This is a genomic window from Polaromonas sp. YR568 (assembly GCF_943369415.1).
In the GTDB taxonomy this organism is placed as follows: Bacteria; Pseudomonadota; Gammaproteobacteria; order Burkholderiales; family Burkholderiaceae_C; genus Polaromonas.
The window spans coordinates 21,705-46,848 of the sequence record NZ_CALRNF020000023.1 but is presented as its reverse complement, the minus strand read 5'-3'; the positions used below and the strand labels follow the sequence as shown (position 1 = coordinate 46,848).

26 protein-coding genes are annotated in these 25,144 nt (G+C 63.0%); 8 read left to right on the top strand and 18 right to left on the bottom strand.

Features of this window, described 5'->3' with window-relative positions; all coding sequences use genetic code 11:
• Positions 1-23: 23 nt before the first annotated feature.
• The 8 genes from truA to ACLV74_RS15240 all read left to right on the top strand — a co-directional run bounded on the left by truA (position 24) and on the right by ACLV74_RS15240 (position 7,859).
• A complete protein-coding gene (truA, locus tag ACLV74_RS15275; RefSeq protein WP_411880247.1) occupies positions 24-818 on the top strand; it encodes a tRNA pseudouridine(38-40) synthase TruA in 795 nt (264 codons plus the stop codon).
• Positions 819-978: 160 nt separating this feature from the next.
• Positions 979-1,704 (top strand): phosphoribosylanthranilate isomerase, encoded by a 726-nt coding sequence (locus ACLV74_RS15270; RefSeq protein WP_411880246.1) that lies wholly within the window; start codon positions 979-981, stop codon positions 1,702-1,704.
• Positions 1,682-2,986 (top strand): tryptophan synthase subunit beta, encoded by a 1,305-nt coding sequence (gene trpB, locus ACLV74_RS15265; RefSeq protein WP_411880245.1) that lies wholly within the window; start codon positions 1,682-1,684, stop codon positions 2,984-2,986. The genes ACLV74_RS15270 and trpB overlap by 23 nt, the downstream gene beginning before the upstream one ends.
• Complete coding sequence (trpA, locus tag ACLV74_RS15260; RefSeq protein ID WP_411880244.1) at positions 2,983-3,801, top strand: tryptophan synthase subunit alpha; 819 nt, start codon at positions 2,983-2,985, stop codon at positions 3,799-3,801. Before trpB ends, trpA begins: the two co-directional genes overlap by 4 nt.
• A 108-nt stretch (positions 3,802-3,909) precedes the next feature.
• The gene (gene accD / locus ACLV74_RS15255) at positions 3,910-4,782 is read left to right on the top strand and encodes an acetyl-CoA carboxylase, carboxyltransferase subunit beta (protein ID WP_411880243.1); all 873 of its coding nucleotides are present in this window, start codon (positions 3,910-3,912) and stop codon (positions 4,780-4,782) included.
• Between the two features lie 146 nt (positions 4,783-4,928).
• Positions 4,929-5,588 carry an LON peptidase substrate-binding domain-containing protein gene (locus ACLV74_RS15250; RefSeq protein ID WP_411880242.1) on the top strand — a complete coding sequence of 220 codons (660 nt, stop codon included), beginning with the start codon at positions 4,929-4,931 and terminating at the stop codon, positions 5,586-5,588.
• 144 nt (positions 5,589-5,732) lie between these two features.
• Positions 5,733-7,289, top strand: a complete 1,557-nt coding sequence (lysS, locus tag ACLV74_RS15245) for a lysine--tRNA ligase (RefSeq protein WP_411880241.1) — start codon at positions 5,733-5,735, stop codon at positions 7,287-7,289.
• A gap of 33 nt (positions 7,290-7,322) precedes the next feature.
• A complete protein-coding gene (locus tag ACLV74_RS15240; RefSeq protein ID WP_411880240.1) occupies positions 7,323-7,859 on the top strand; it encodes a YgjP-like metallopeptidase domain-containing protein in 537 nt (178 codons plus the stop codon).
• A 308-nt stretch (positions 7,860-8,167) separates the two neighbouring features.
• Here ACLV74_RS15240 and nagZ read toward each other — a convergent pair whose 3' ends face one another.
• From nagZ to fabD, 18 genes are all read right to left on the bottom strand, one after another.
• Positions 8,168-9,226 (bottom strand): beta-N-acetylhexosaminidase, encoded by a 1,059-nt coding sequence (gene nagZ / locus ACLV74_RS15235; protein WP_411880239.1) that lies wholly within the window; start codon positions 9,224-9,226, stop codon positions 8,168-8,170.
• 20 nt (positions 9,227-9,246) lie between these two features.
• Positions 9,247-9,642, bottom strand: a complete 396-nt coding sequence (gene acpS / locus ACLV74_RS15230; RefSeq protein ID WP_411880238.1) for a holo-ACP synthase — start codon at positions 9,640-9,642, stop codon at positions 9,247-9,249.
• 139 nt (positions 9,643-9,781) lie between these two features.
• On the bottom strand, positions 9,782-10,588 hold the full coding sequence (locus tag ACLV74_RS15225) for a pyridoxine 5'-phosphate synthase (RefSeq protein ID WP_411880237.1): 807 nt from the start codon (positions 10,586-10,588) through the stop codon (positions 9,782-9,784).
• 12 nt (positions 10,589-10,600) lie between these two features.
• Positions 10,601-11,350: a DNA repair protein RecO gene (gene recO, locus ACLV74_RS15220; RefSeq protein WP_411880236.1), complete on the bottom strand. Its 750-nt coding sequence runs from the start codon at positions 11,348-11,350 to the stop codon at positions 10,601-10,603.
• A 159-nt stretch (positions 11,351-11,509) separates the two neighbouring features.
• Positions 11,510-12,463 carry a GTPase Era gene (gene era, locus ACLV74_RS15215; protein ID WP_411880293.1) on the bottom strand — a complete coding sequence of 318 codons (954 nt, stop codon included), beginning with the start codon at positions 12,461-12,463 and terminating at the stop codon, positions 11,510-11,512.
• A gap of 180 nt (positions 12,464-12,643) precedes the next feature.
• Complete coding sequence (gene rnc, locus ACLV74_RS15210) at positions 12,644-13,345, bottom strand: ribonuclease III (RefSeq protein ID WP_411880235.1); 702 nt, start codon at positions 13,343-13,345, stop codon at positions 12,644-12,646.
• Complete coding sequence (locus ACLV74_RS15205) at positions 13,346-13,687, bottom strand: DUF4845 domain-containing protein (RefSeq protein ID WP_411880234.1); 342 nt, start codon at positions 13,685-13,687, stop codon at positions 13,346-13,348.
• Positions 13,688-13,754: 67 nt separating this feature from the next.
• On the bottom strand, positions 13,755-14,744 hold the full coding sequence (gene lepB / locus ACLV74_RS15200) for a signal peptidase I (RefSeq protein WP_411880233.1): 990 nt from the start codon (positions 14,742-14,744) through the stop codon (positions 13,755-13,757).
• Positions 14,744-16,555: a translation elongation factor 4 gene (lepA, locus tag ACLV74_RS15195; protein WP_411880232.1), complete on the bottom strand. Its 1,812-nt coding sequence runs from the start codon at positions 16,553-16,555 to the stop codon at positions 14,744-14,746. The genes lepB and lepA overlap by 1 nt, the downstream gene beginning before the upstream one ends.
• A gap of 605 nt (positions 16,556-17,160) precedes the next feature.
• Positions 17,161-18,618, bottom strand: coding sequence for a DegQ family serine endoprotease (locus ACLV74_RS15190; protein ID WP_411880231.1), 1,458 nt, complete (start codon positions 18,616-18,618; stop codon positions 17,161-17,163).
• An 80-nt stretch (positions 18,619-18,698) separates the two neighbouring features.
• A complete protein-coding gene (locus tag ACLV74_RS15185; RefSeq protein WP_411880230.1) occupies positions 18,699-19,712 on the bottom strand; it encodes a MucB/RseB C-terminal domain-containing protein in 1,014 nt (337 codons plus the stop codon).
• Between the two features lie 36 nt (positions 19,713-19,748).
• Positions 19,749-20,372, bottom strand: coding sequence for a sigma-E factor negative regulatory protein (locus ACLV74_RS15180; protein ID WP_411880292.1), 624 nt, complete (start codon positions 20,370-20,372; stop codon positions 19,749-19,751).
• A 110-nt stretch (positions 20,373-20,482) separates the two neighbouring features.
• Positions 20,483-21,127 (bottom strand): RNA polymerase sigma factor RpoE, encoded by a 645-nt coding sequence (rpoE, locus tag ACLV74_RS15175; protein ID WP_411880229.1) that lies wholly within the window; start codon positions 21,125-21,127, stop codon positions 20,483-20,485.
• Complete coding sequence (locus ACLV74_RS15170; protein ID WP_411880228.1) at positions 21,124-21,666, bottom strand: hypothetical protein; 543 nt, start codon at positions 21,664-21,666, stop codon at positions 21,124-21,126. The genes rpoE and ACLV74_RS15170 overlap by 4 nt, the downstream gene beginning before the upstream one ends.
• Before the next feature lie 34 nt (positions 21,667-21,700).
• A complete protein-coding gene (gene fabF, locus ACLV74_RS15165) occupies positions 21,701-22,945 on the bottom strand; it encodes a beta-ketoacyl-ACP synthase II (protein WP_411880227.1) in 1,245 nt (414 codons plus the stop codon).
• 84 nt (positions 22,946-23,029) lie between these two features.
• Positions 23,030-23,269 (bottom strand): acyl carrier protein, encoded by a 240-nt coding sequence (gene acpP / locus ACLV74_RS15160; RefSeq protein ID WP_007873885.1) that lies wholly within the window; start codon positions 23,267-23,269, stop codon positions 23,030-23,032.
• A gap of 159 nt (positions 23,270-23,428) precedes the next feature.
• Positions 23,429-24,175 carry a 3-oxoacyl-ACP reductase FabG gene (fabG, locus tag ACLV74_RS15155; RefSeq protein ID WP_411880226.1) on the bottom strand — a complete coding sequence of 249 codons (747 nt, stop codon included), beginning with the start codon at positions 24,173-24,175 and terminating at the stop codon, positions 23,429-23,431.
• Entirely contained in the window at positions 24,172-25,122 is a 951-nt protein-coding gene (gene fabD / locus ACLV74_RS15150; protein WP_411880225.1) for an ACP S-malonyltransferase, read from the bottom strand. Before fabD ends, fabG begins: the two co-directional genes overlap by 4 nt.
• Positions 25,123-25,144 lie beyond the last annotated feature (22 nt).

Genomic DNA, 25,144 nt, shown 5'->3' with positions numbered 1-25,144 from the left:
CTGCGTTCACTGCGTGCCCGCCTGTGAGGATTGCACTCGGCATCAGCTACAGCGGCAGCGGCTACGAAGGCTGGCAGAGCCAGCTTTCGGGCAAGACGGTGCAGGACAAGCTGGAACTGGCGCTGGCCAGATTCGCCGCCCGGCCCATCCGCACCCTGTGCGCCGGCCGTACCGACGCCGGCGTGCATGCGCTGATGCAGGTCGTGCATTTCGACACCCTCCTGCAGCGCAACATCGCCTCCTGGGTGCGCGGCACCAACGCCTTTTTGCCGTCCGACATTGCCGTACAGTGGGCGCGAGAAGTGCCCGACGAATTCCATTGCCGCGGCAGCGCCATCGCGCGCCGCTACGCCTATGTGGTGCTGGAATCACCTGTGCGCCCCAGCGTGGAAGCCGGGAGGGTCGGCTGGGTCTACCGGCCGCTGGATGATGCGGCCATGCGGCAAGCCATCACACACCTTGTCGGCGAACACGACTTCAGCTCTTTCCGGGCCGCCCAATGCCAGGCCAAATCCCCGGTCAAAACCATCAGCAGGATAGAGATTTCGCACCGCGACGGCACGGGCTCCCGCTACTGGCGCTTCGAGTTCGAAGCCAACGCCTTTTTGCACCACATGATCCGCAACATCATGGGCTGCCTGGTGGCGATAGGCCAGGGAAATTACCCGCCGGACTGGCTCGCCGAGGTGATGGCCGCGCGCAGCCGCGATGCCGCCGCACCGACGTTTTCGCCGGACGGCCTGTATTTCCTGGGGCCGGTCTATGAAGACCACTACGGCCTCCCGGGCCGTACAGCAGCCTATGATTGGTTGCCATGATTGCCCCCACGCTTTTCACTTCGTGTAATGCGCTGCCCCCCGAGGGGGCCACTGCGCCTGCGGCCCGGCAAAGCCGGTTCCGCGGCCCCCGCTGGCAAGTACATCCCCGCTCACCGACTTCGCACTCTCGATCGCCACTACCCCCACCTGGGGATGCCAGATGACGCCTCCAATCCGTACCCGCATCAAGATCTGCGGCCTGACCCGCGAAGTAGACGTGGACGCCGCCGTGGCGGCCGGCGTGGATGCGGTCGGCTTTGTGATGTACGAGGCCAGCCCGCGTTATGTGACGGCCGAACGCGCCGCCGAACTGGCACGCCGCCTGCCGCCTTTCATTACGCCGGTGCTGCTTTTCGTCAACGCTCCGGCGGCGAACATCAGCGCCGCCTGCGCCCTCATCCCCAACGCCTTGCTGCAATTCCATGGGGATGAGACCCCCGAGGCCTGCCTGGCCGCCGGCCGGCCCTTCATGCGTGCGGCACGCATCCCATTGGGCGAAAAAGCGGCTGAAAACACCCCGGGCTTCCCGGGCGGCTTTGATCTCGTAAAATACGCCCAGGACTTCAAGGCCGCACAAGCCATCCTTCTCGACGCCCATGTCGAAGGTTACGGCGGCGGCGGGAACACATTCAATTGGTCACTTCTTCCTCCAAACGTCAGCGCTCACCTCGTTTTGTCTGGTGGATTGACGCCTGCAAACGTGATCGATGGCATTTCGCAAGTCAGGCCGCGTTGCACAACGCTGGCCGTTGATGTCAGTTCCGGCGTCGAGATTTCAAAAGGAATCAAAAGCGCCGACAAAATCAACCAGTTCGTCGCGGCCGTCCGCGCCGGCGACGAGTTACTTGCAAAGAGTTCCCATCATGTACGAGTACCACCAGCCTGACCTTTCAGGCCATTTCGGAATTTACGGCGGCAGTTTCGTTTCGGAAACGCTGACCCACGCGATCAACGAACTCAAGGACGCTTACGCGAAATACCAGCACGACCCGGAGTTCATCGCCGAATTCCATTCTGAGCTGACGCATTTTGTCGGCCGTCCTTCGCCGATCTACCACGCCGCGCGCATGAGCCGCGAGCAAGGCGGCGCGCAGATTTACCTGAAGCGCGAAGACCTCAACCACACCGGCGCGCACAAGATCAACAACACCATAGGCCAGGCCATGCTGGCGCGCCGCATGGGCAAGCCGCGCGTCATCGCCGAGACCGGCGCCGGCCAGCACGGCGTAGCCACCGCCACGATCTGCGCGCGCTACGGCCTGGAGTGCGTGGTCTACATGGGCAGCGAAGACGTCAAACGCCAGAGCCCCAATGTCTACCGCATGAACCTGCTGGGCGCCACGGTGGTGCCGGTTGAAAGCGGCAGTAAAACGCTCAAGGACGCGCTCAACGAAGCCATGCGCGACTGGGTCGCCAACGTGGACAACACCTTCTACATCATCGGCACCGTGGCCGGCCCGCACCCCTATCCCATGATGGTCCGCGACTTCCAGAGTGTCATCGGCGCCGAATGCCTGCAGCAGATGCCGGAATTCATCGGCAACAAACAGCCCGACGCCGTGATCGCCTGCGTGGGCGGCGGCAGCAATGCCATGGGCATCTTCCACCCCTACATCCAGCACGCCAAAACCCGCCTCATCGGTGTCGAGGCGGCCGGCGAGGGACTTGAAAGCGGCAAGCACTCAGCCTCGCTGCAGCGCGGCCTGCCGGGCGTGCTGCACGGCAACCGCACCTACGTGCTGCAGAACGAGGACGGCCAGGTCACCGAAACGCACAGCATCAGCGCCGGCCTCGACTACCCCGGCGTGGGCCCCGAGCACGCCTTCCTGAAAGACATAGGCCGCGCCGAATACGTCGGCATCACCGACAAGGAAGCGCTGGAGGCCTTCCACTACCTGTGCCGCACCGAAGGCATCATCCCCGCGCTCGAATCCAGCCACGCAGTGGCCTGCGCCATGAAGATGGCGCGCAGCATGCGCAGCGACCAGAGCCTGCTCGTCAACCTTTCGGGCCGGGGCGACAAGGACATCGGCACGGTGGCCGACCTGTCCGGCGCCGATTTTTACGACCGCCCATCCATGCGCGGCCTCTCCGTCAAGGGGGGCGGCGCGGCATTGGCGGCGTCCTTCGATGCCAGCGGCGCCAAGGGCAGCGGAGTGCAGTCATGAGCCGCATTGCCTCCACTTTCTCCGCGCTCAAACGCCAGGGCCGCAAAGCCTTGATTCCCTACGTCACCGCGGGTTACCCGTTTGCCGACGTCACACCCGAGCTGATGCACGCCATGGTGGCGGGCGGCGCCGACGTGATCGAGCTGGGCGTGCCCTTTTCCGACCCCAGCGCCGACGGCCCGGTGATCCAGAAGGCCGGCGACAAGGCGCTGTCCTTCGGCACCGGCCTGGCCCAGGTACTGGACATGGTGCGCCAGTTCCGCGCCAAAGACGGCGCAACACCCGTGGTGTTGATGGGCTACGCCAACCCGGTCGAGCGCTACGACATCAAGCACGGCGGCAGCGGGGCCGAAAGCGCCTTCATCCGCGATGCCGCGCAGGCCGGCGTGGACGGCGTGCTCATCGTCGACTACCCGCCCGAGGAATGCGTGGAATTCGCCGCCCGGCTGCGCGCGCACGGCATGGATCTGATCTTTTTGCTGGCCCCCACCAGTACCGACGCGCGCATGGCCCAGGTGGCCGAAGTGGCCAGCGGCTATGTGTACTACGTCTCGCTCAAGGGCGTGACGGGCGCCGGCACGCTGGACGTGGATGCGGTGGAAGCCATGCTGCCGCGCATACGCAAACACGTGAACGTGCCCGTGGGCGTGGGCTTCGGCATCCGCGACGCGGCCACCGCCAAGGCCATCAGCAAGGTGGCCGATGCGGTGGTCATCGGCAGCAAGATCATCCAGCTGATCGAAAATGAGCCGCGCGACAAGGTGGCGGCCGTGGCCCAGGCATTTTTGCGGGAAATCCGTACTGCTTTGGACTGACTTTCAAGCGGGCCGGCGCCCGGCTGGACACCCGGGAAACCGGCGCATAATTGCGCTTTTCGCCCGGCAAAGCCCCAGGCGCCGCCCGACACCAAAAGGACTGACTTCATGTCTTGGCTAGAAAAACTTCTCCCTCCCAAAATCAGCCCCACCGACCCGACGGAACGCCGCCAGGTGCCCGAGGGCCTGTGGATCAAATGCCCCAGCTGCGAAGCGGTGCTCTACAAGACCGACCTGGAAAAGAACCAGAACGTCTGCCCGCAGTGCAGCCACCACCACCGCATAGGCGCGCGCGCCCGGCTTGACGCCTTCCTGGACCCGGAAGGCCGCTACGAACTCGGCCAGGAAGTGCTGCCGGTCGACGCCCTCAAGTTCAAGGACAGCCGCAAATACCCCGAGCGTCTCAAGGAAGCCCTGGAAAACACCCAGGAAACCGACGCGCTCATCGTCATGGGCGGCGCAGTGCACAGTATAGGCGTGGTCGTGGCCTGCTTTGAATTCGACTTCATGGGCGGCAGCATGGGCAGCGTGGTGGGCGAGCGTTTTGTGCGCGGCGTGCATGCGGCCATCGAGCAAAAAGTGCCCTTCATCTGCTTTACCGCCACCGGCGGCGCGCGCATGCAGGAAGGCCTGCTCAGCCTCATGCAGATGGCCAAAACCAATGCATCCCTGACCCGCCTGGCCAAAAAAGGCCTGCCTTACATCAGCGTGCTGACCGACCCGACCATGGGCGGGGTGAGCGCCGGCTTCGCTTTTGTGGGCGATGTCGTCATCGCCGAGCCCAAGGCCCTGATCGGTTTTGCCGGCCCGCGCGTGATTGAATCCACCGTGCGCGTGACGCTGCCCGAGGGCTTCCAGCGCGCCGAATTCCTGCAGACCAAGGGCGCGATCGACTTCATCTGCGACCGCCGCGAACTGCGCAAGACCGTGGCCAGCTCACTGGCCATGCTGCTGCGGCAGCCGGCCGACGCCGTCAGCTGAGAAAACCCGCCGGGCCTCATGCTTGCGCGGCGTCAAAAGCCTCCTGAAAACCCCTTGAGCCCGGCGTACTAGGCGCATGAAAAATTCGCGGCCCAGGGGGAGCATGGGATGATGTGGCTCACTGCAATCCAAAGCGCGATGAGACCATGCCCGAAGCCCTGACGCTGAGTTCCCTCCCCTTGTTCCCGCTAGGCGCGGTGCTGTTTCCCGGCGGCATTTTGCCGCTGCGCATCTTTGAAGTGCGCTACCTGGACATGATAGGCAAATGCCACAAGGCGGGCGCCCCCTTTGGCGTGGTGTCGCTCACCGAAGGCTCGGAAGTGCGCCGCCCCGCCGATACCGGCCCCACGGGCGACGGCTTCGCGCACGAGGCTTTCAGCAGCATCGGCACCCTGGCCACCATCACCGAATTTTCCATACCGCAGCCGGGCCTGATGGTCATACGCTGCGTGGGCGCGCAGCGCTTTGAAATCTCCCGCCGTGAAAAACTCAAGCACGGACTGTGGATCGCCGACGTCACGCGGCTGGAAGACGACCAGTTCGTGAAGATCCCGCCGGACTTGCAGGGCACCGCCGACGCGCTGGGCAAGCTGATCAAAAGCCTGCAGGAGCGCGAAGTGCCGCAGGCGCAGATGCCGCTGCTCGCGCCCTACCAGCTGGACGACTGCGGCTGGGTCGCCAACCGCTGGTGCGAATTGCTGCCTATGCCGGTGGAGCTCAAGCAACGGCTGATGCAGCTGGACAACCCCTTGATGCGGCTGGAACTCGTGAGCGACATCCTTGAGCGCACCGGTATTGCGCTCTGAGCGCCGCCAAACACGCCTTTTCGGGCGGCCGCGCCAAAACGCCCCCGTAAAAACTTAAAATCGACAATTCGGCGCTTTTCAGGCTTTCTACTCAAGGCAGGGCGCACGACTCCTTTCGATCTCTTTTCCGGAAACACCGACCTTATGTCCATCCAGCCGAATTCGCCCGCCGCCGGCAGCGCCGCACCCGCCCCGCAAGACGACAACAAGCTGATCGTCGAGCGCCGCGAAAAGCTCAAGGCCTTGCGCAAAGACCAGGCGGACGGTAAAGGCCCGGCCTTCCCGAACGACTTCAAGCCTTCCGACCACGCGGGCAAACTGCACGCCGCGCACGATGAAAAAGATGCCGAGACGCTGGCCGCCGAGGCGGTTCCCGCGAAGATCGCCGGCCGCATGATGCTCAAGCGCGTGATGGGCAAGGCGAGTTTTGCAACCCTGCAGGACAGCACCGGGCGCATCCAGATTTTCCTCACGCGCGATGAAATCGGCGAAGAGCTGTACGCCGCCTTCAAGCACTGGGACCTCGGCGATATCGTGGCGGCCGAAGGCAAGGTCTTCAAGACCAAAACCGGCGAGCTGTCCATCCATGCCACCAGCGTGCGCCTGCTGACCAAGAGCCTGCGTCCCCTGCCCGGCGATTTTTACGGCATGGCCGACCAGGAGCAGAAATACCGCCAGCGTTATGTGGACCTGATCACCGACGAGCAGGCACGCAAGCGTTTCACGGCGCGCAGCAAGGCCGTCAGCTCGATCCGGGAATTCATGGTCAGCCACGACTTCCTCGAGGTCGAGACGCCGATGCTGCACCCGATCCCGGGCGGTGCTAATGCCAAGCCGTTCAAGACGCACCACAATGCGCTGGACCAGGAGATGTTCCTGCGCATCGCGCCGGAGCTCTACCTCAAGCGCCTGATCGTCGGCGGTTTCGACCGCGTCTTCGAGATCAACCGCAGCTACCGCAACGAAGGCATCTCGGTGCGGCACAACCCCGAATTCACCATGATGGAGTTCTATGCGGCCTACTGGGACTACAACGACCTGATGGACTTCACCGAGGCGCTGATTCGCGACGCCGCGCAAAAGGCGGTGGGCACGCTGCAGCTGGGCTACGGCGGCAAGGAAGAAAAAGTCGACCTCGCCAAACCCTTCGCCCGCCTGACGATACGCGAAGCCATCCTCAAGCACACCGAAGCCGGCGAACATGTCGACGACGCCGCCTGGCTGACCAATGCCCTCAAAAAGCTGGGCATGAACGAAGAAAAAGACCGCCTCTCGACCCGCTCGCTGGCCAGCCTGCAGGTGCTCTACTTCGAGGAACTGGTCGAAGAAAAGCTCTGGCAGCCGACCTTCATCATGGAGCACCCGACGGAAATCTCGCCTCTGGCCCGCGCCAACGACAGCCGGCCCGAGGTGACCGAGCGCTTTGAGCTCTACATCACCGGCCGCGAATTCGGCAACGGCTTCAGCGAACTCAACGACGCCGAAGAACAGGCCGCCCGCTTCAACGCGCAAGTCGCGGCCAAGGACAGCGGCGACGACGAAGCCATGTTCTACGACCACGACTTCGTGCGCGCCCTCGAATACGGCATGCCCCCCACAGGCGGCTGCGGCGTGGGGATCGACCGCCTGATGATGCTGCTGACCGACAGCGCCAGCATTCGCGACGTGATTTTGTTCCCTGCCCTTCGCCGCGAGGCCTGAAGCGCAAGCGGTGAGGCGTCTGGCCCGAATCTCATGGCCAATGCCTCTCCCCTGAAATACCTCGCCGGTTATCCCGAAAACCTGCAAACCCAAGTTCAGCAATTACTGGACAAGGGCCGCCTGGGCGAGGTGCTGCTCACCAAGTACCCCCAGGGCCACGGCGTGCGGACCGACAAGGCGCTGTACGACTACGTGATGGATCTCAAGAACGATTTCCTGCGCAGCTCCGAACCCTTGTCCAAGGTGGCTTTCGACAGCAAGCTCCACGTGATCGCCCACGCGCTGGGCACGCACACCACCGTCTCACGCGTGCAGGGCAACAAACTCAAGGCCAAGCGCGAGATCCGCGTAGCCACCCTGTTCAAGGACGTGCCCGTGGAGTTTTTGCGCATGATCACGGTCCATGAGCTGGCCCACATCAAGGAGAAGGCCCATGACAAGGCTTTCTACCAGTTGTGTACGCATATGGAACCGCAGTATCACCAGTATGAGTTTGATTTGCGGGTTTACCTCACGCATGTGGATGTGGTGGGGAAGCTGGCTTGGCCTTCCGGGCAGGTCGCTCCCTGAGTCGGGTCTTGCTCCGGCCGGCTGTTTGGTATTTCTCTCCCACCCTTGTGGATGCGCCGAGGAGCGGAGGGCCAGACGGATCAGGGCAAAAACTTGTTTGAGCCGAAGGCGAGTTGTTTTTGACCCCGGCTGGACCGAGCACCGCAGGTTGCCCGCAGCGAAGCGGAGGGACGCAGCAACCAGGGTCGCCTTTTCTTTTGCTTACTTTTCTTTTGGCGAAGCAAAAGAAAAGTGAGTTGCCGCCGGGCAACCCCCGGCCAACAAGCCTATGCAAAGAAACCAGAAGCGCGCAAGCCGGCGCAAGAGGCTTAAGGAATCAACCCCACCGCATGCATATACGCCGGCTGCACCATCAGCTCATCCCAGCCAAACGCCCTGCCCTGCGGCAGCAGCGCCAGCCGCCGCAGTTCGCTGGCTTCCATGGCTTCCCATTGGCCTTTGAGCAGCGCTTCGGACATTCCGTCAAGAAGCTCGTCCACCGGCTGGCCTTCGCCGACCGACTGGTTGCACAGCAGCACCATGTCGCAGCCTGCGTTGAGTGCGGTGACGGCCGCTTCGGTGTAGCTGACTTCCTGGCCGTCGATCAGGCGGGCGCCGGCCATGCTGAGGTCGTCGCTGAAAATCGCGCCGCCGAAGCCCAGCTGGCTGCGCAGGATGAAGTTCAGCCACTGGCTGGAGAAGCCGGCCGGCCTCGCATCCACCTTGGGGTAGATCACGTGGGCGGGCATCACGCTGGTGAGCGTGGTGTTGAGCCAGCCGTAGGGTGCGGCGTCGTCGGCCAGGATGGCTTTGAGGCTGCGCTTGTCGACGGGGATGTCGGTGTGGGAGTCGGCCTTGACGAAGCCATGGCCAGGGAAGTGCTTGCCGCAATTGGCGACGCCGGCCTGCAGCAGGCCGTGCATCAGGCTTTTGGCCAGCAGCGTGACAACGCGCGGGTCGCGGCCGAAGGCGCGGTCGCCGATCACGCCGCTTTCACCGTAGTCCAGGTCCAGCACGGGCGTGAAGCTGAAGTCGACGCCGCAGGCGCGCAACTCGGCGCCCAGCACATAACCGCAGGCGGTTGCAGCGTTGGTAGCACCCAACTGGTCTTTCATCCACAGCAGGCCCAACTCGCGCATGGGCGGCAGGTGGGTGAAGCCGTCGGTTTTAAAACGCTGCACGCGGCCGCCTTCGTGGTCGACGCAAATCAGCAAGTCCTCGCGGATGTCCTTGATCTCTGCACACAGGTCGGACAGCTGCCGGCGGTCCTTCCAGTTGCGGGCGAACAGGATGATGCCGCCCGTGAGCGGGTGTTTGAGGCGCCGGCGGTCGGCCTTGGTGAGCGAAAAACCGTCGATGTCGATGATGAGGGGCGCGTGCTGGGTCATAAGGAAATCCGGGGGTTGGGTCAGGGGAGTTTTTCCACCACGCAAAAGCTGGCGGCGTAGTCGGTCTCGTCGGTCACGGTGACGTGGGCGGTGAGCTGGCGCTCCTCGAACCAGGCCTTGAGGGCGCCGTGCAGCACGATTTCAGGCTTGCCGCTGGCGGCCTTGGCGATTTCACAGGAGCGCCAGGTCATGGGCATGCGCATGCCCATGCCGATCGCCTTGCTGAAGGCCTCCTTGGCGGAAAAGCGGGTGGCCAGGTAACTGACGCCGCGGTCGGGCCAGCGCGCGCTGCGTTCTTTCCAGGTGGCGAGTTCGCCCTCGGCCAGGATCTTTTGGGCAAAGCGCTCGCCGTGCTTTTCCAGGCTGGCGCGGATGCGGCGCACGTCGCAAATATCAGTACCGATACCGTAAATCATCGGCCCTCCACGACCGCCGCCGCAAGGTGACCCCAAAAAAGCCAGCTCGAGCCGCGGAACCGGCTTTGCCGGGCCGCAGGCGGGCGGCCCCCTCGGGGGGAAGGAAGCCACACGCAGTGGGCGACCGTGGGGGCTCCACTCATGCAGGTGCAAACGCCCGGTCTATGCAGGCCAGATAGCTCCTGACGGTGGCAGCGTAGCCCAGCTCCAGCGCGTCGGCGATCAATGCATGGCCTATGGACACCTCCAGCACGCCGGGCACTTCACGCACGAACTCCGTGAGGTTGTCGCGGTTCAGGTCGTGGCCGGCGTTGATGCCCAGGCCGGCCGCCGCCGCGGCCTGGCCCGCGCGGGTAAAGCGGGCCAGCACTTCGGCTTTTTCGGGGCCGCCCCAGGCGCGCGCGTAGGTTTCCGTATAAAACTCCACGCGGTCGGCGCCCACGGCTTTGGCGGCCGCCATCGCTTCCGGCACCGGGTCCATAAAAAGGCTGACCCGCACGCGGCGGTCATGCACCTGCGCTATCAGGGGGCGCAGGCGCTCGGCGTCTTCGGGGAAATTCCAGCCGTGGTCGCTGGTGAACTGGTCTTCGCTGTCGGGCACAAAGGTGCACTGGTGCAGCGGCAAGCCCCGGGCAGCCAGGTCGTGCACAAAACCCATGAGGTTCTGGAAGGGGTTGCCTTCGATGTTGAATTCGCGGTCGGGCCAGTCCTTCATCAGCGCGGCGAGCTCAAAAACGTCGTCGGGGCGGATGTGGCGCTCGTCGGGGCGGGGGTGCACCGTGATGCCCTGGGCGCCGGCCTCCAGGCACAGCTCGGCGGCGCGGCGCACGCTGGGGATGTCCAGGTGGCGGGTGTTGCGCAGCAGCGCGACCTTGTTGACGTTGACCGACAGCGCCGTCTTGTGGAAGGCGTTGGGAGCGAGGGGAGCGGGCGAAAGGAGTTTCATGGCGGTGGCTCGTTAAAAAGCTTGCAGGTCCATCATCATCTGCCGGGTTTTCAGGACCTTCACGCCGCAATGGTAGTGCAGCAAGGCGCGCAACTGGGTTTTAAGCTCATTGAAGCCGGGGATACAGGCCCGCACAGTGTCGGAGAACAAGGCCTCGTCGCCCAGCGCCTGCTGTAGCGCTTGCCATTGCCCGCCGGGCAGGCTGACGCGGTCGTCGTCGTGCGCCTGCCGCAGGCCCGCCTCGGGCACCAGCACATAGCGGGTGTCCGGGTCCAGGGGCGCCAGCGTGGCGGTTTCGGCGTCCAGCAGGGGCAAGAGACCGATATCGCGCAGCAGCCGCAGCTCAAAGGCGCGCAAGGCCAGCTGCAGGGTCTCGGCGCTCTGCGCGGCGATCAGTTGCACCGTGGCCGCGTAGGCGTCAAACAGCACGGGGTGCGGGTCGTCCCGCGCCATCAGGCGCATGAGCAATTCGTTGAGGTAATAACCGGACAGCAACGCGTCCCCGGTCGGCATGACATGGCCGCCCTGCCATTCGGCGCTCTTGAGGGTGCGGATTTCCGCGTCGCCGCCGAAAGCGATGTGCAGCGGCTGCAGCGGCAGCAAGATGGGCCGGAAACTGGAACTGGGTTTTTTCGCCCCCCGCGCCACCAGCGCCACCCGCCCGTACTTGCGGGTGAACACCTCGAGGATCAGGCTGGACTCGCTCCAATCGTAGCGGTGCAGGACGTAGGCCGGCTCGTCGCCTATACGTTTAGTGGCCATGACGGGACGTCAGAAAAAAGACCAACAATTCTTCGTCACGTCAGCGAACCAAGGCAAGCAAGGGCCGCGGAACCGGCTTTGCCGGGCCGCAGGCGCAGCGCCCCCTCGGGGGGCAGCGCATTACACGTAGCCGAAGGCGAAGTGAAAAGCGTGGGGGCTCTACTCATACCCGAACGTTTTGACTCTGGCCTCGTCGTCAGCCCAGCCCGAGCGGACCTTGACCCAGATTTCCAGGAACACCTTGCCGCCGGTAAGGGTCTCGAGCTCATGCCGGGCCTCGGTGCCTATGCGTTTGAGCTTTTCGCCCTTCTCGCCAATGATCATGCCCTTGTGGCCGTCTCGCTCCACCACGATGGTGGCGGCAATCTTGCGCAGGGCTCCCTCTTCCTCGTACCGGTCGATGATGACAGTGGAGGTGTACGGCAGTTCGTCGCCGGTGAGGCGGAACAGCTTTTCGCGGATGATCTCGGCCGCCATAAAGCGGTCGCTGCGGTCGGTCAGTTCGTCGGCGCCGTACATCCAGGGCTGGACCGGCAGGTATTTCTCGCAGATGCCGAACAGGCGCTCGATGTCCTTGGCGTTGTTGGCCGACATGGGCACGAACTCGGCGAAATTGTGGCGCTCCTGCATCTCCTTGAGCCAGGGCGCGATCTCGGCGCGCCGGTGTATCAGGTCGAACTTGTTGGCCAGCAGGATCGCGGGCGTGTTCTCGGGCAGCAACGCCAGCACCTTGGCGTCGGCCTGGTTGAACTGCCCGGCCTCGACGACAAAGACGATCAGGTCCACGTCGTTGACGGCGCCGACCACGGTCCGGTTCAGCGAACGGTTCAGCGCATTGCCGTGACGGGTCTGGAAACCCGGCGTGTCCACGAAGACATATTGCGTGGCCTTGACGGTGCGCATGCCGGTGATGCGGTGGCGCGTGGTCTGGGCCTTGCGCGAGGTGATGCTGATTTTTTGCCCCACGAGGGCGTTGAGCAGCGTGGACTTGCCCACGTTGGGCTTGCCGACGATGGCGATCAGGCCGCAGCGCTGCTCGCCGGCAGGCGGCGCTAGAGCAGCGTCGGCGGCTGGCACGGCCGCGCCGCGCGAGGACAGCGCCTGCGCCAGCATGGCCTCCAGCGCATCGGGCGGCTGGACGGCCTCCAGGGCTTTGGGCTGGCGCTTTTTCGGCGCGGCTGCGGGGGTGGTTGCGGCAACAACGGCGGTCGCCGGCTTCTTGGGGTCTTTTTTACCTGTACTCATAATCTTGGTGTGTTGGCCCGCAGCCTCTGGGCGGCCGCCGGCACGGAGTCAGGAATCCAGTGTCTTGACAAACATCAGCATGGCCGCCGCAGCGGCCTGCTCTCCGGCACGGCGCGAACCGCCTATGCCGCGCTCGGCCCGCCCGTACTCGGCGATTTCGCACTCCACGTCGAAGGTCTGCTTGTGGGCCGCGCCCATGGTGCCCACCACGCGGTAGATGGGCAGGTTCATTTTGCGCCCTTGCAACCACTCCTGCAATTCGGTCTTGGGATCCTTGCCGATGGCCTGCATCTGCGGGTTGATTTCCACGTCCTTGAAAAGGCGGCGCACCAGCTGATTGGCGGTTTCAAACCCCGCATCCAGGTAGACCGCGCCTATCACGGCTTCCAGCGCATCGGCCAGGATGGACGGCCGCTTGTGCCCGCCGGACTTGGCCTCGCCCTCGCCCAGCCGGACCATGTCGGGCAGGCCCAGCACCACCGCAAGCTTGTGCAGGGTGTCCTGCTTGACCAGGTTGGCACGCACGCGCGAAAGGTCCCCTTCGGGCAACTCGCTCAGTTGCTCATAGAGCAGGCCGGCGACCGCCAGGTTCAGGACGGAATCGCCCAGGAATTCGATGCGCTCGTTGTGGTCGGACGAAAAGCTGCGGTGCGTCAGCGCCTGCTGCAGCAGCTTGGGGTTGGAGAACTCATGCTCCAGGCGCTTTTGCAGCGCCGGCAGACCTGGGCTTGATGGGGCGCTGGCTCGCACTTATTTGGATTTGCCGTTGTACTTGAGCAGCAAAAAGGCTGGGCCGGCCATGTGGATTTCACGGGTGTAAGCGAACGCCACCACGGTTTTGTCGCCTTCCTTGGTGATTTCCAGGTCTTTGCCGGTGATCGACTTGATGTCGTCAATCTGCGCCGACTTGTCGAAAAGGGTTCTGACCTCCACCACGGTGCTGCCTTCCTTGGCCCTGTTGACAGCCTTGGTGATGTTCTGGAGTTCAATCAATGTCGGCAGGACCTGGGCCGCCAGAATGCCGGCGCAGACCAGGACGACGCACACAAACAGAAGGCCGATGAAGGAAATACCGCGTTGCTGACGTTTCATTTTTTCTCCTGCTCTGACTAGAAAGTATGACGGCTCCCGGCCTGGGCCGCGTTGCCGCCCGTGCCGGTTATTCGAAAGAGCCGATACGTTTGAGGTTGCCGAAATTCATCCAGACAAAAAAGGCCTTGCCCACGATGTTTTTCTCGGGGACAAACCCCCAATACCGGGAGTCCAGCGAATTGTCGCGGTTGTCGCCCATCATGAAGTACTGCCCCTCGGGCACCTTGCAGACCATGCCCTCGCTACTGTAACGGCAATTTTGCTTGAAGGGGAAGTCCAGCACCTCACGTTCGTCCACCCCGGCGCGCCGTGTGTCGTCATTGAGCAGGCGGTATTTTTTGCCGCCGTTGACCTCTTCGAACTGCTTGGCGTAACGCAGCACGTCCTCGTCGAAAAAGTCCGGCAGCGGCGTCTTGGGCAAGGGCTTTCCGTTGACGGTCAGCTTCTTGTTGACGTAGGCCACCTCATCCCCGGGCACGCCGACCACGCGCTTGATGTAGTCCAGGCTGGGCTTGGGCGGGTAGCGAAACACCATGACGTCGCCGCGCTGCGGGCTCTGGTTGTCCAGCACCTTGATGTTCAGCACCGGCAGGCGCACGCCGTAGTGGAATTTGTTGACCAGGATCAGGTCGTTGATCAGCAGGGTCGGGATCATGGAGCCCGAGGGGATCTTGAAGGGCTCAAACAGGAAGGAGCGCAACAAAAAGACCACCACGATCACCGGGAAGAGGCCGGCGGTCCAGTCCAGCCACCAGGGCTGCATGATGAGCCGAATCCTCGCTTCGACCAGATTGCTTTCGTTGTCGACCTGGTCTATGCCCATTTTGGCCAACTCCGCCTTCCGGCCGGCGGCGTTTTCCTCGAGCGTCGCGGCGGCCTTGTAGCGCTGCGGCAGGAAATAAAAGCGTTCTGCCAGCCAGTAGATGCCGGTGACCACGGAGGCCAGGAACAGCAGCAGGGAGAAGTTGCCTTCGACGGCGCCGAAATACCAGGCGGCGCCGTAACCCACAAATGCCGCCAGCACTACGGCCGTGATCGTGCCCATTGCGCCGCGCATCAGTCTTCCACCTGCAAAATGGCCAGGAAGGCTTCCTGGGGTACTTCAACGGAACCGATTTGTTTCATGCGTTTTTTACCCGCTTTTTGTTTCTCTAGGAGCTTGCGCTTGCGTGAAATGTCGCCGCCGTAGCACTTGGCGATCACGTTTTTGCGGAGGGCCTTGATTGTCTCACGCGCAATAATGTTGGCTCCGATGGCCGCCTGGATCGCGACGTCGAACTGCTGGCGCGAGATGATTTCGCGCATTTTGGCCACCACCGCCCGCCCGCGGTAGGCCGACTGGCTGCGGTGGACGATGATGGACAGCGCGTCCACCTTCTCGCCGTTGAGCAGGATGTCGACCTTCACCACGTCGGAGGCACGGAATTCCTTGAATTCGTAGTCCATGGACGCGTAGCCGCGCGAGACGGATTTGAGCTTGTCGAAGAAGTCCAGCACGATCTCGCCCAGCGGCATCTCGTAGGTCAGCATGACCTGCTTGCCGTGGTAGGCCATGTTCAGCTGGACGCCGCGCTTCTGGTTGGCCAGCGTCATGACGGCGCCGACATAGTCCTGCGGCATATACAAGTGCACGGTGACGATGGGCTCGCGGATCTCGTTGACTTTTCCGCCGTCCGGAATTTTGGACGGGTTCTCCACCTTGATGGTCTGGCCGTCGGACTGGAGAACCTCATACACCACGCTGGGCGCCGTCGTGATCAGGTCCTGGTCGAATTCCCGCTCCAGCCGCTCCTGGACGATCTCCATATGCAGCAGTCCCAGGAAACCGCAGCGAAAGCCGAAACCCAGGGCTTCGCTGACTTCCGGCTCGTAGTGCAGCGAGGCGTCGTTGAGTTTGAGTTTTTCCAGCGCGTCGCGCAGGGATTCGTATTCGCTGGCTTCGGACGGGTACAGGCCGGCAAAGACAGCAGGCTGGATTTCCTTGAAGCCGGGCAGCGCCTGGGTGGCGGTAAAGGCCGCACCGCCTGTGCCGGGCTTGATCAGTGTGATGGTGTCGCCCACGCGGGCGGCCTGCAGTTCCTTGATGCCGGCAATCACGAAGCCCACTTCGCCGGGCTCAAGCGCCTGGCGCGGCTCGGTGTGTGGCGTGAAGACCCCCAGTTGCTCGGCGTTATACATGGCCTCGCTCGCCATCAGCTTGATGCGGTCGCCCCTGGCGAGCCGGCCGTCCACCACGCGCACCAGCATGACCACGCCCACATAGGCGTCGTACCAGCTGTCGATGATCATGGCGCGCAGCGGGCCGTTCGGGTTGCCCTTGGGCGGCGGGATCCTGGCGACGACGGCCTCCAGGATTTCGTCGATGCCCATGCCGGTCTTGGCGCTGCAGGGAATCGCGTCGGTCGCGTCGATGCCGATCACTTCTTCGATTTCCTGCTTGGCGTTTTCGGGGTCCGCTTGCGGCAAGTCCATCTTGTTGAGCACCGGCACGACTTCCACGCCGAGGTCCAGCGCGGTGTAGCAGTTGGCAACGGTCTGCGCCTCCACACCCTGGCTCGCGTCGACCACCAGCAGCGCGCCCTCGCATGCGGACAGCGAGCGGCTCACTTCATAAGAGAAGTCGACGTGGCCCGGCGTGTCGATCAGATTGAGGTTGTAAACCTCGCCGTTGAGTGCCTTGTATTTGAGCGCGGCGGTCTGCGCCTTGATGGTTATCCCACGCTCTTTTTCAATATCCATCGAATCCAGAACCTGCGCGCTCATCTCGCGGTCCTGCAAACCACCGCAGCGCTGGATGAGTCGATCGGCCAAGGTGGACTTGCCGTGATCGATGTGCGCAATGATCGAAAAATTTCTGATGTGATTCATCAACGAGAACGCCTAAGTACTTGAAAGTATTGCGAAGAGATTGGACTCAATTCGCGAGGGGCCATAAAAAAGGGCGCGTCGATTGCGACGCGCCCTGAACCAACAATCTATGGCAACTGCGATAGTTGGAACTTCATTGTAGGCAAAAAGCCAGAGCCGAACAGTCCCGAAATCGCCATATTTTTGTCGTTGCAGGCTAGCAACAGGAATCTTATGCACAACTTATTCACAATTTTAAACTGCTTGTCTCTGGACAACTTGTGGGTGATCTGTGGATCAGTGGGTATTACCCAAAATTAAGATCGAAAGCGCCACTTTGAGCTTCCCGATATATCCAAAAGGCACAGAGGCAAGCCAGCATTCTACCGAAATACGTCCTTGACCCGTTTTATTGTGAGCAGTCACTAACAAAAAGCATCGGCAAATGGGTTCAAAAATATATTTTGTGATGAGCCCAAAAGAGGCTTGGGACCGCCAAAACCCATAAACCCCAGCAGGGTATGGGGGGCTTTCAGCGCCTTTCAGGAGTTTTTCAGGCCTGCCGCGAGGCAACCGCTACGCCTGAGCAAGCCGGTATTCCAGCCGGTCCCCACCTGCTACATCACTCAACGCGAAGGCCGGATCAACGCGTATTGCGCCCATTCACCACGGCGAAACAGCACGTTGATGGCCTTGGTCTTGTCGATCTTTGCGAGCGCCGCTTCGAACTCCTTGACGCTGGTGACTTCGGAATTGGCGATCGCCACAATCACGTCGCCTTCCTTGAGGCCGGCGCGGGAAGCGGCGGCTTCGGCCGTGTCGACCTTGACGCCGCCCTTGATCTTCAATTCCTTCTTCTGCGCGTCGCTCACTTCGCTGACGACCAGGCCCAGCACCTGCGCGGGGCCGGCGACAGGCGGCTTGGGCTCGGGGCCAGATGTTTTGCGCACCGGCTTTTCGGGCTCGACTTCGCCGATGGTGACCGTGAGGTCCTTGCTCGCGCCGCGCCTGAAAACGGTCACCACAGCCTTGGTGCCGGGCTTCACATTGCCGACCATGCGCGGCAGGTCGCTGGATTTCTCGATCGCCTTGCCGTCGAACTTGATGATGATGTCGCCGGCTTCGATGCCGGCTTTTTCCGCCGGTGCACCGCTTTCAACGCCGCGGACCAAAGCGCCCTGCGCCTTGCCCAGGCCTATGGATTCCGCGACCTCCTTGGTGACTTGGTCGATCTGCACGCCGATACGGCCTCGCGTCACCTTGCCGGTGCTGCGCAACTGGTCGGAGACGCGCGCGGCTTCGTCGATGGGAATCGAAAAGGAGATGCCCTGGAAGCCGCCGGAGCGCGAGTAGATCTGGCTGTTGATGCCGACGACCTCGCCGCGCATGTTGATCAGCGGACCGCCCGAGTTACCGGGGTTGATGGCCACGTCGGTCTGGATGAAGGGCAGGTAATCACCGGTGTCGCGCTGCTTGGCGCTCACGATGCCGGCGGTCACGGTGTTCTCCAGGCCGAAGGGCGAGCCTATGGCCATCACCCACTCGCCCACCTTGAGGCGGTTGATGTCGCCGATCTTCACGGCCGGCAGGCCGGTCGCCTCGATCTTGACCACGGCCACGTCGCTGCGCTTGTCCGAACCGATGATCTTGGCCTTGAATTCGCGCTTGTCCGTCAGGGTGACGAGAACTTCATCGGCGCCCTCCACCACGTGGGCGTTGGTCATGACGAAGCCGTCCGCCGTCAGGATGAAGCCGGATCCCACGCCGCGCGGCTGGTCCTCGTCGGGCTGGCCGCGGTCGGCCCGGGGAGCACGCGGCATGTTGGGCGGAACGGGGATGCCGAAGCGTTTGAAGAACTCCAGCATCTGCTCGTCGGCGCTTCCGCCGGCGGAAGGCTTGGCCTTTTCCAGGGTGCGGATATTGACCACCGACGGGCCCACCTGCTCCACGAGGTCCGTGAAATCGGGCAATGTGCGGTTTTGCGCCCAGGCAGGCGCCACAGGCACCAGCGTCGCGACGGCAGCGGCGGCCACCAGACCGGCGGTCAGGCAGGAGCGCAGGGGTTTCCAGTTCAGTTCAAGCATCGTCAGCCTCGTCATAAATGTTGGTCGTCGGGCAATCAAACTCATCGCCGGGCAGCGCTACCGCGCCGTGCCCAGCCGTATTATTTCTTGCGCTCCAGGCCGTTGGCAAAGAGCTTCAGGGTGGACATGGGGACTTCACCCATGACGGTGATCCAATAGCTGTCCAGCTGCCGGGTGATGGTCTGCGTGGCGCCCATGGACAGGCTGGACTCCCTGTCGTGGCGCTGGCGGTCCAGGGGTTCCACAAAGATGGACACCGAAGCCAGCCCGTCGGAAAAAATCCACTGCAAGGGCTCTTCGCCGCCCGCCGGGTTGGCCGTTGCCGGCCGCTTGTAGCAGCTCATGGGCTTGAAGCCCGCCACCGGCGCCTTCAGCAGCCAGCCCTCGGCGCTGGCCGTTGTCTTGACCAGGACCGGTTTTTCAACGCGATAGCCTTCGACCTTGCCCATCATCTGGAGCAGCTTGTCCATCTTGACGGGGGCGTCGAGCTGCAGCTCGGAAAACGCCGCCTGCTCCAGCACCTTGCCGTCGGTGTCCAGTGTCTGCAGCTTCACGACCAGGCCTTTTTTCTGCTCGGTCCAGACGCGGTAGCCAAAGCGCAGGCTGTCCTTGGGAACCAGCAGCACGATGTCGGCTTCAACACCGGCCACACGGTCGGTGCCCTCCTGCTTGACCTTGTAAAAATCGGCGATGCGGCTGTCGGCCGATTGCAGCAGTTGCGGAAACATGCCCAGCGACTCGCGCTTTTCGCTGCGGACCACCTTGTGGTCGGGCATGAAAGTGACCACCTGATCGTTGTGCCGGAAGATGGAGCGCGGCGCGCCGGTCAGCGTTTCGACCCGCTCCATTTGCTGGTCACCCTCACAGACGTGCCAGATCTTGGCGCTGGACATGGCGCCGCCCGACGAAACGACAAAGGTGCCGATATACGAGCGTTTCCTGGAGGCCTCGTGCATGCGCATCAACCAGTCGTTGATGCTGCGGGTTTCCGAGGCCGCCGCGACTGCGGGAGGCGAGGCCTGCGCCGCCACGTGGCTCACCGCGGGCAGCGTGCACCCTGCCAAGGCCAGAAGACGGAAAAATTTGAGGTTCATGGTGCCGCCAAAGCCCGGTCGCGGCGCACCGTTAGCTCAGCGCCCCGCATTCTGGGACGTCTCAAAAGTGGCATTGCGCAGAAAGCCCGAAGGCTCCTGCAGGGCCGAGGTGCCGCCCAGCTGCTTGTGCGCGGCCAGCAGTTCCTCAAGCCGCGCATCGCGCACCATGGGGCCTTGCGGCGAGGCGACGAGCACCTGCTGGGATACGGCAGCGGGCGCCTGGGCGAGTTGCGGCGCGGCCGCCGGCGACAACAGGCCGGAAGCATTCCACGCAATCGCGGAAACCGCGGCAAGTGATGCAAAGCCCGCCACCAGTTTCCAGCGGAAATCGCCGTCGTTGGAAGCCTGGCCGCGGTGAGGCGGCAGGCCTGAAGCGGACTCATGAACGGCTGGCGGGGCGGAACGAAGCGGCGCGCTCACAGGCGCTTCCTGGGCGAGACGCTGGTTGAGGCGGCTCAAAAATGCGGAGTCGGCGCCGCGCACCCCGTCGCCGCGCGACGGGGCTCGCAATGCGTCGCCGATCAGGTGATAGGTGTCCCAGCAGGCCATCGCCGAATCATCGTGCCGGCTGGCGTGGAGCGCGGCCGCAAAATCTTCCCCGTCCAATTGGCCATCGGCCAGGGCGGACATAAGTTCGCTGGTTTGCATAGACGGTTTCATGATGTTGGTGGTGCTCGTGGTGTTCGCGGATAGGGGGACTGCCGTGACGGAGGACTGAAAAATACCTGGTTTGATTCGTGGGTTCATGGGTGGCTCCTGGTGCTGCGGCCTCACCAGCGCTTGCCGCTCTGGTTTTCCAGCAGGGGTTTCACCTTCTGCGAAATCGCTTCACGCGCTCTGAAAATCCGGGACCGCACCGTGCCTATGGGGCAATCCATGGCTTCCGAAATCTCTTCATAGCTCAAGCCCTCGATTTCACGCAGGGTGATGGCCTGGCGGAGTTCCTCCGGCAAAGCTTCCATGGCGGTATTGATGATTTCCGCGATTTCCTTGCTGGCCAGCACGGCATCCGGCGTTTCCGAGCTTGTTAGTTCGTTTTCCAGCGGGGAAGTTTCATCGCTTTCGTCGCTTTGGCCGGATTTGAAGGAGTTTTCGGAGACGGTCGGGTCCCGTTTCATGTCCATCAAGGCTTTTTTCGCGGTATTTACCGCGATCCGGTAGAGCCAGGTGTAGAACTGGGCCTCGCCCCTGAACTGCGCCAGCGCCCGGTAAGCCCGGATAAAAGTCTCTTGGGCGATGTCCTCCACCAGGTCGACGTCACGGACCATGCGGCCTATCAATCGCTGGATGCGCCGCTGGTACTTGATAACCAGAAGCTCGAAGGCTTTCTGGTCGCCCGCGACCGTGCGCTCCACCAGCATGGCGTCGCTGTCGGTGGCTTTTTCGGCCGGCAAGGATGGCAGGTCGGCGCTCATGAATGGGTTGGCGTGCCGTCAACAGGGTGCATAGGCCCCGATACTGCCACAGCCGGCTGCGGATCCGCGTGTAGCGAGTCATGCACCCAAGGCGCGGCAAGCGATTTGTGGGGCGAGTAAACCGCCCGGCGCAGGTCCAGCCAGCGCTCGGGAAAGGCGCGCCGCTCCACCCAGAGCCACAAGCGTGCATGAGCCTGATTTTCGAGCCGCAGCAGCAGGGCATGCTGAAAATCACCCAGCACAGACAGCTCGTACTCGGCGACACCTGCCTGGTAACCTGGGCTTTCCCAGCGCCAGACCTCGCCGTCCCATGTCAGCCGCCCTGCCGGCGCGTTTCGCCAGCCCATGTACGCCGCGGCACTGGCTCCCGCGACGAAGGCGAGAGCCAATGCCATGCGCCAATCCGGCGGCCGGCCGCTTTGAAGAAACCAGAGCAGGCTCAGCAGCAGGCCGCAAAGCCACAAGCCCAAAAGAAGCGCGCCCAGCAAACGCGAACGCCCCAACGGATAAACAACCGGAGGGGCGTTGTGCGTGGTCAAGGCGTTGCGTGGCTGGCGAAACGTGCGGGCAAAATCAGGCGCGCTTGAAAACCAGCGTGCCGTTGGTGCCGCCAAACCCGAAATTATTTTTGACGGCAACCTCGATCTTGGCGTCACGCGCGGTATTGGCGCAGTAATCGAGGTCGCACTCGGGATCCTGGTTGAAGATGTTGATGGTGGGCGGAATCTTCTGGTGATACAGCGACAGCACCGTAAACACAGATTCGATGCCGCCCGCCCCGCCCAGCAGGTGGCCCGTCATGGACTTCGTGGAACTGACCACGAGATCCTTGGCGTGGCCGCCGAAAGCCGCCTTGATGGCATTGGTTTCGTTCAGGTCCCCCAACGGCGTGGAGGTGCCATGCGCGTTGAGGTAATGGACTTCGTCGGCGTTGACACCGGCGTTCTTCAGCGCCATCACCATCGAACGACGCGGGCCGTCGACGTCGGGCGCGGTCATGTGGTACGCGTCAGCACTCATGCCGAAGCCGGTGACCTCAGCGTAAATTCTGGCGCCGCGCGCCTTGGCATGTTCGTACTCTTCGAGCACCACCACGCCGCCGCCCTCGCCCAGCACAAAACCGTCGCGGTCTTTGTCCCAGGGGCGCGAGGCTGTTTTCGGGTCTTCGTTGCGGGTCGACAGGGCGCGGGCGGCCGCAAAGCCGCCTATGCCCAGCGGAGACACGCAGGACTCCGCGCCGCCGGCCACCATGACGTCGCAGTCACCGTACTCGATCATGCGCGCGGACAGGCCGATTGCGTGAAGGCCGGTGGTGCAGGCCGTGACGACCGCGATGTTGGGGCCCTTGAAGCCGAACTTGATGGACACATGCCCGGAGATCATGTTGATGATCGAGGCAGGCACAAAAAACGGCGAGATGCGGCGCGGGCCGCGATTGACCAGCTCGGTATGCATCTGCTCGATCATGGGCAAACCGCCTATGCCCGAACCGATATTGCAACCAATCCGGGTGGCCAACTCGTCGCCCAGCGCATCGCCGGTCGGCAAACCGCTGTCGGCGACCGCCTGGAAGGCCGCGGCAAGGCCCAGGTGGATGAACCGGTCCATGTGCCGGGCTTCTTTTTCGGGGATGTAATCCGCAATGTTGAAGCCCTTGACCTCACCGGCGAATTTGCAGGCGAGGTTGCTGGCATCAAACCCGGTGACAAGATCAATCCCGGGCGTCCCGGCAAGAAGATTGGCCCAGGACTCGGCCACGGTATTACCTACCGGGCTGACGCATCCCAGACCTGTCACGACGACACGACGACGGCTCATTCAGAAATCCTGAAAAGAACCTGAAAAGGCCCTGTGGCTTTTCAGGTTTGGTGACGGCTGAGTCACAGGTGAAAACCTGCGGCCTCAGGCCTTTTGATGGGTGTTCGCGTAGTCAATCGCGTTCTGGACGGTGGTGATCTTCTCGGCGTCTTCGTCGGGAATCTCAATGCCGAACTCGTCTTCCAGAGCCATAACCAGTTCTACGGTGTCAAGGGAGTCAGCGCCCAAATCGGCCACAAAGGCTTTTTCATTGGTGACCTGGCCTTCTTCCACGCCGAGTTGTTCGGCAATGATTTTCTTAACACGTGCTTCGATATCGCTCATAGTTCCCTCTGAGGGTTGTAAATTAATCCGTGATTTTACCGCGTTAGAGTCGTTTCCCTAAGCACCGCGCCGGACGGATAAAAACCGGCTTCGATTTCCTGTGTTTTACCACTGTCGACCCGCAGTTTTCATGAAACCGCGGGTTAACGGCCTCGTGACCTACATATACATGCCGCCGTTGACGTGAATCTCCTGGCCGGTGATGTATCCCGCGTGGGGGCTGGCCACAAAGGCCACAGCGTGCGCAATGTCTTGCGGCTTGCCGAGGTGGCCCAGCGGAATCTGCCCCAAAAGCGCTTTTTGCTGCTCTTCGGGCAAGCCGGCCGTCATGTCGGTCTCGATAAAGCCCGGCGCCACGCAATTGACCGTGATGTTGCGCGAGCCCAGTTCGCGCGCCAGCGCGCGCGTCATGCCGGCCACGCCGGCCTTGGCGGCCGCGTAGTTGGACTGCCCCGCATTGCCCGAAGCACCCACCACCGAGGTGATGCTGATGATGCGGCCGTAGCGCTGCTTCATCATGGTGCGCATCACGGCGCGGCTCATGCGGAACACAGCCTTGAGATTGGTGTCCAGCACCGCATCCCAGTCGTCGTCCTTCAGGCGCATCGCCAGCATGTCGCGCGTGATGCCCGCGTTGTTGACCAGCACCTGCAGACCACCGTGCTCTTTGACGATGGCCTCGATCAGCGCTTCAGCGGCGGCCATATCGTTCACGTTCAGGTTTTTGCCGGCGCAGCCCGGGAAAGCCGCGAGGGTGTGGCTGATTTTGGCCGCCCCGTCGTCGCTGGTCGCCGTGCCTATGACTTTGAGGCCTTTCTGGGCCAGTTCCAGCGCGATGGCCGCACCGATTCCGCGCGACGCGCCTGTGACCAGCGCAATCTGGCCTTCAAATTTGACTTCGCTCATGCCAGTAACTCCTTCACTTCCGCCAGCGAGGCGGGATCAAACAGGGGGATTCCCGTCAATTCGGGATCGATTCTTTTGGCCATGCCGGCCAGCACCTTGCCCGGCCCGCACTCGACCAGGGTTGTAAGGCCGCGCGCCTTGATGGACTGCACGCATTCCACCCAGCGAACCGGGCCAAAGGCCTGACCGTAGAGCGCCGCACGGATGCGGTCGGCATCGGTCTGCACGGCGACTTCGATATTGTTGATGACCGGGATTTGCGGCACCGCGAAATCCACGGCGGCCAGCTTCTCGCGTAGCTTCTCGGCCGCTGGCTTCATCAAGCTGGAATGAAAAGGCGCCGACACCGGCAGGGGCAAGGCGCGCTTGGCGCCATTGGCCTTGAGCACTTCGCAGGCCTTTTCGACCGCCGCCTTGCTGCCGGCGATGACGGTTTGCATCGGGTCGTTGAAATTGACGGCCTCCACCACTTCCGAGGTGTTGGGCCCGAAGCTGCGCGCGGCCTCGGCGCAACCTTCAATCACCTTGGCGGCGTCCATGCCGAGGATGGCCGCCATCGCGCCCACGCCGACCGGCACGGCGTCCTGCATCGCCTGCGCGCGAAAGCGCACCAGCGGCGCGGCTTGCGCGAGCGTCAGCACGCCCGAAGCCACCAGCGCGGAGTATTCACCCAGCGAATGCCCCGCCACGGCGGCAGGCGCCGCGCCGGTCTCGGCCATCCAGGCGCGGTAAGCCGCAACACCGGCGACCAGCATGACCGGCTGCGTATTGGTGGTCAGGGCCAGCGTCTCCTTGGGGCCTTCCTTGATCAAGCGGCCCATATCCTCGCCCAGCGCCTCGGAGGCTTCGGCCAGCGTCTGCGCGACCACCGGATGGTCGCCCCAAGCGTCCAGCATGCCGACCGACTGCGAGCCCTGGCCGGGAAAAACAATAGCAAACGATTTCAAATGATTACTCCGTGGGTCGAAT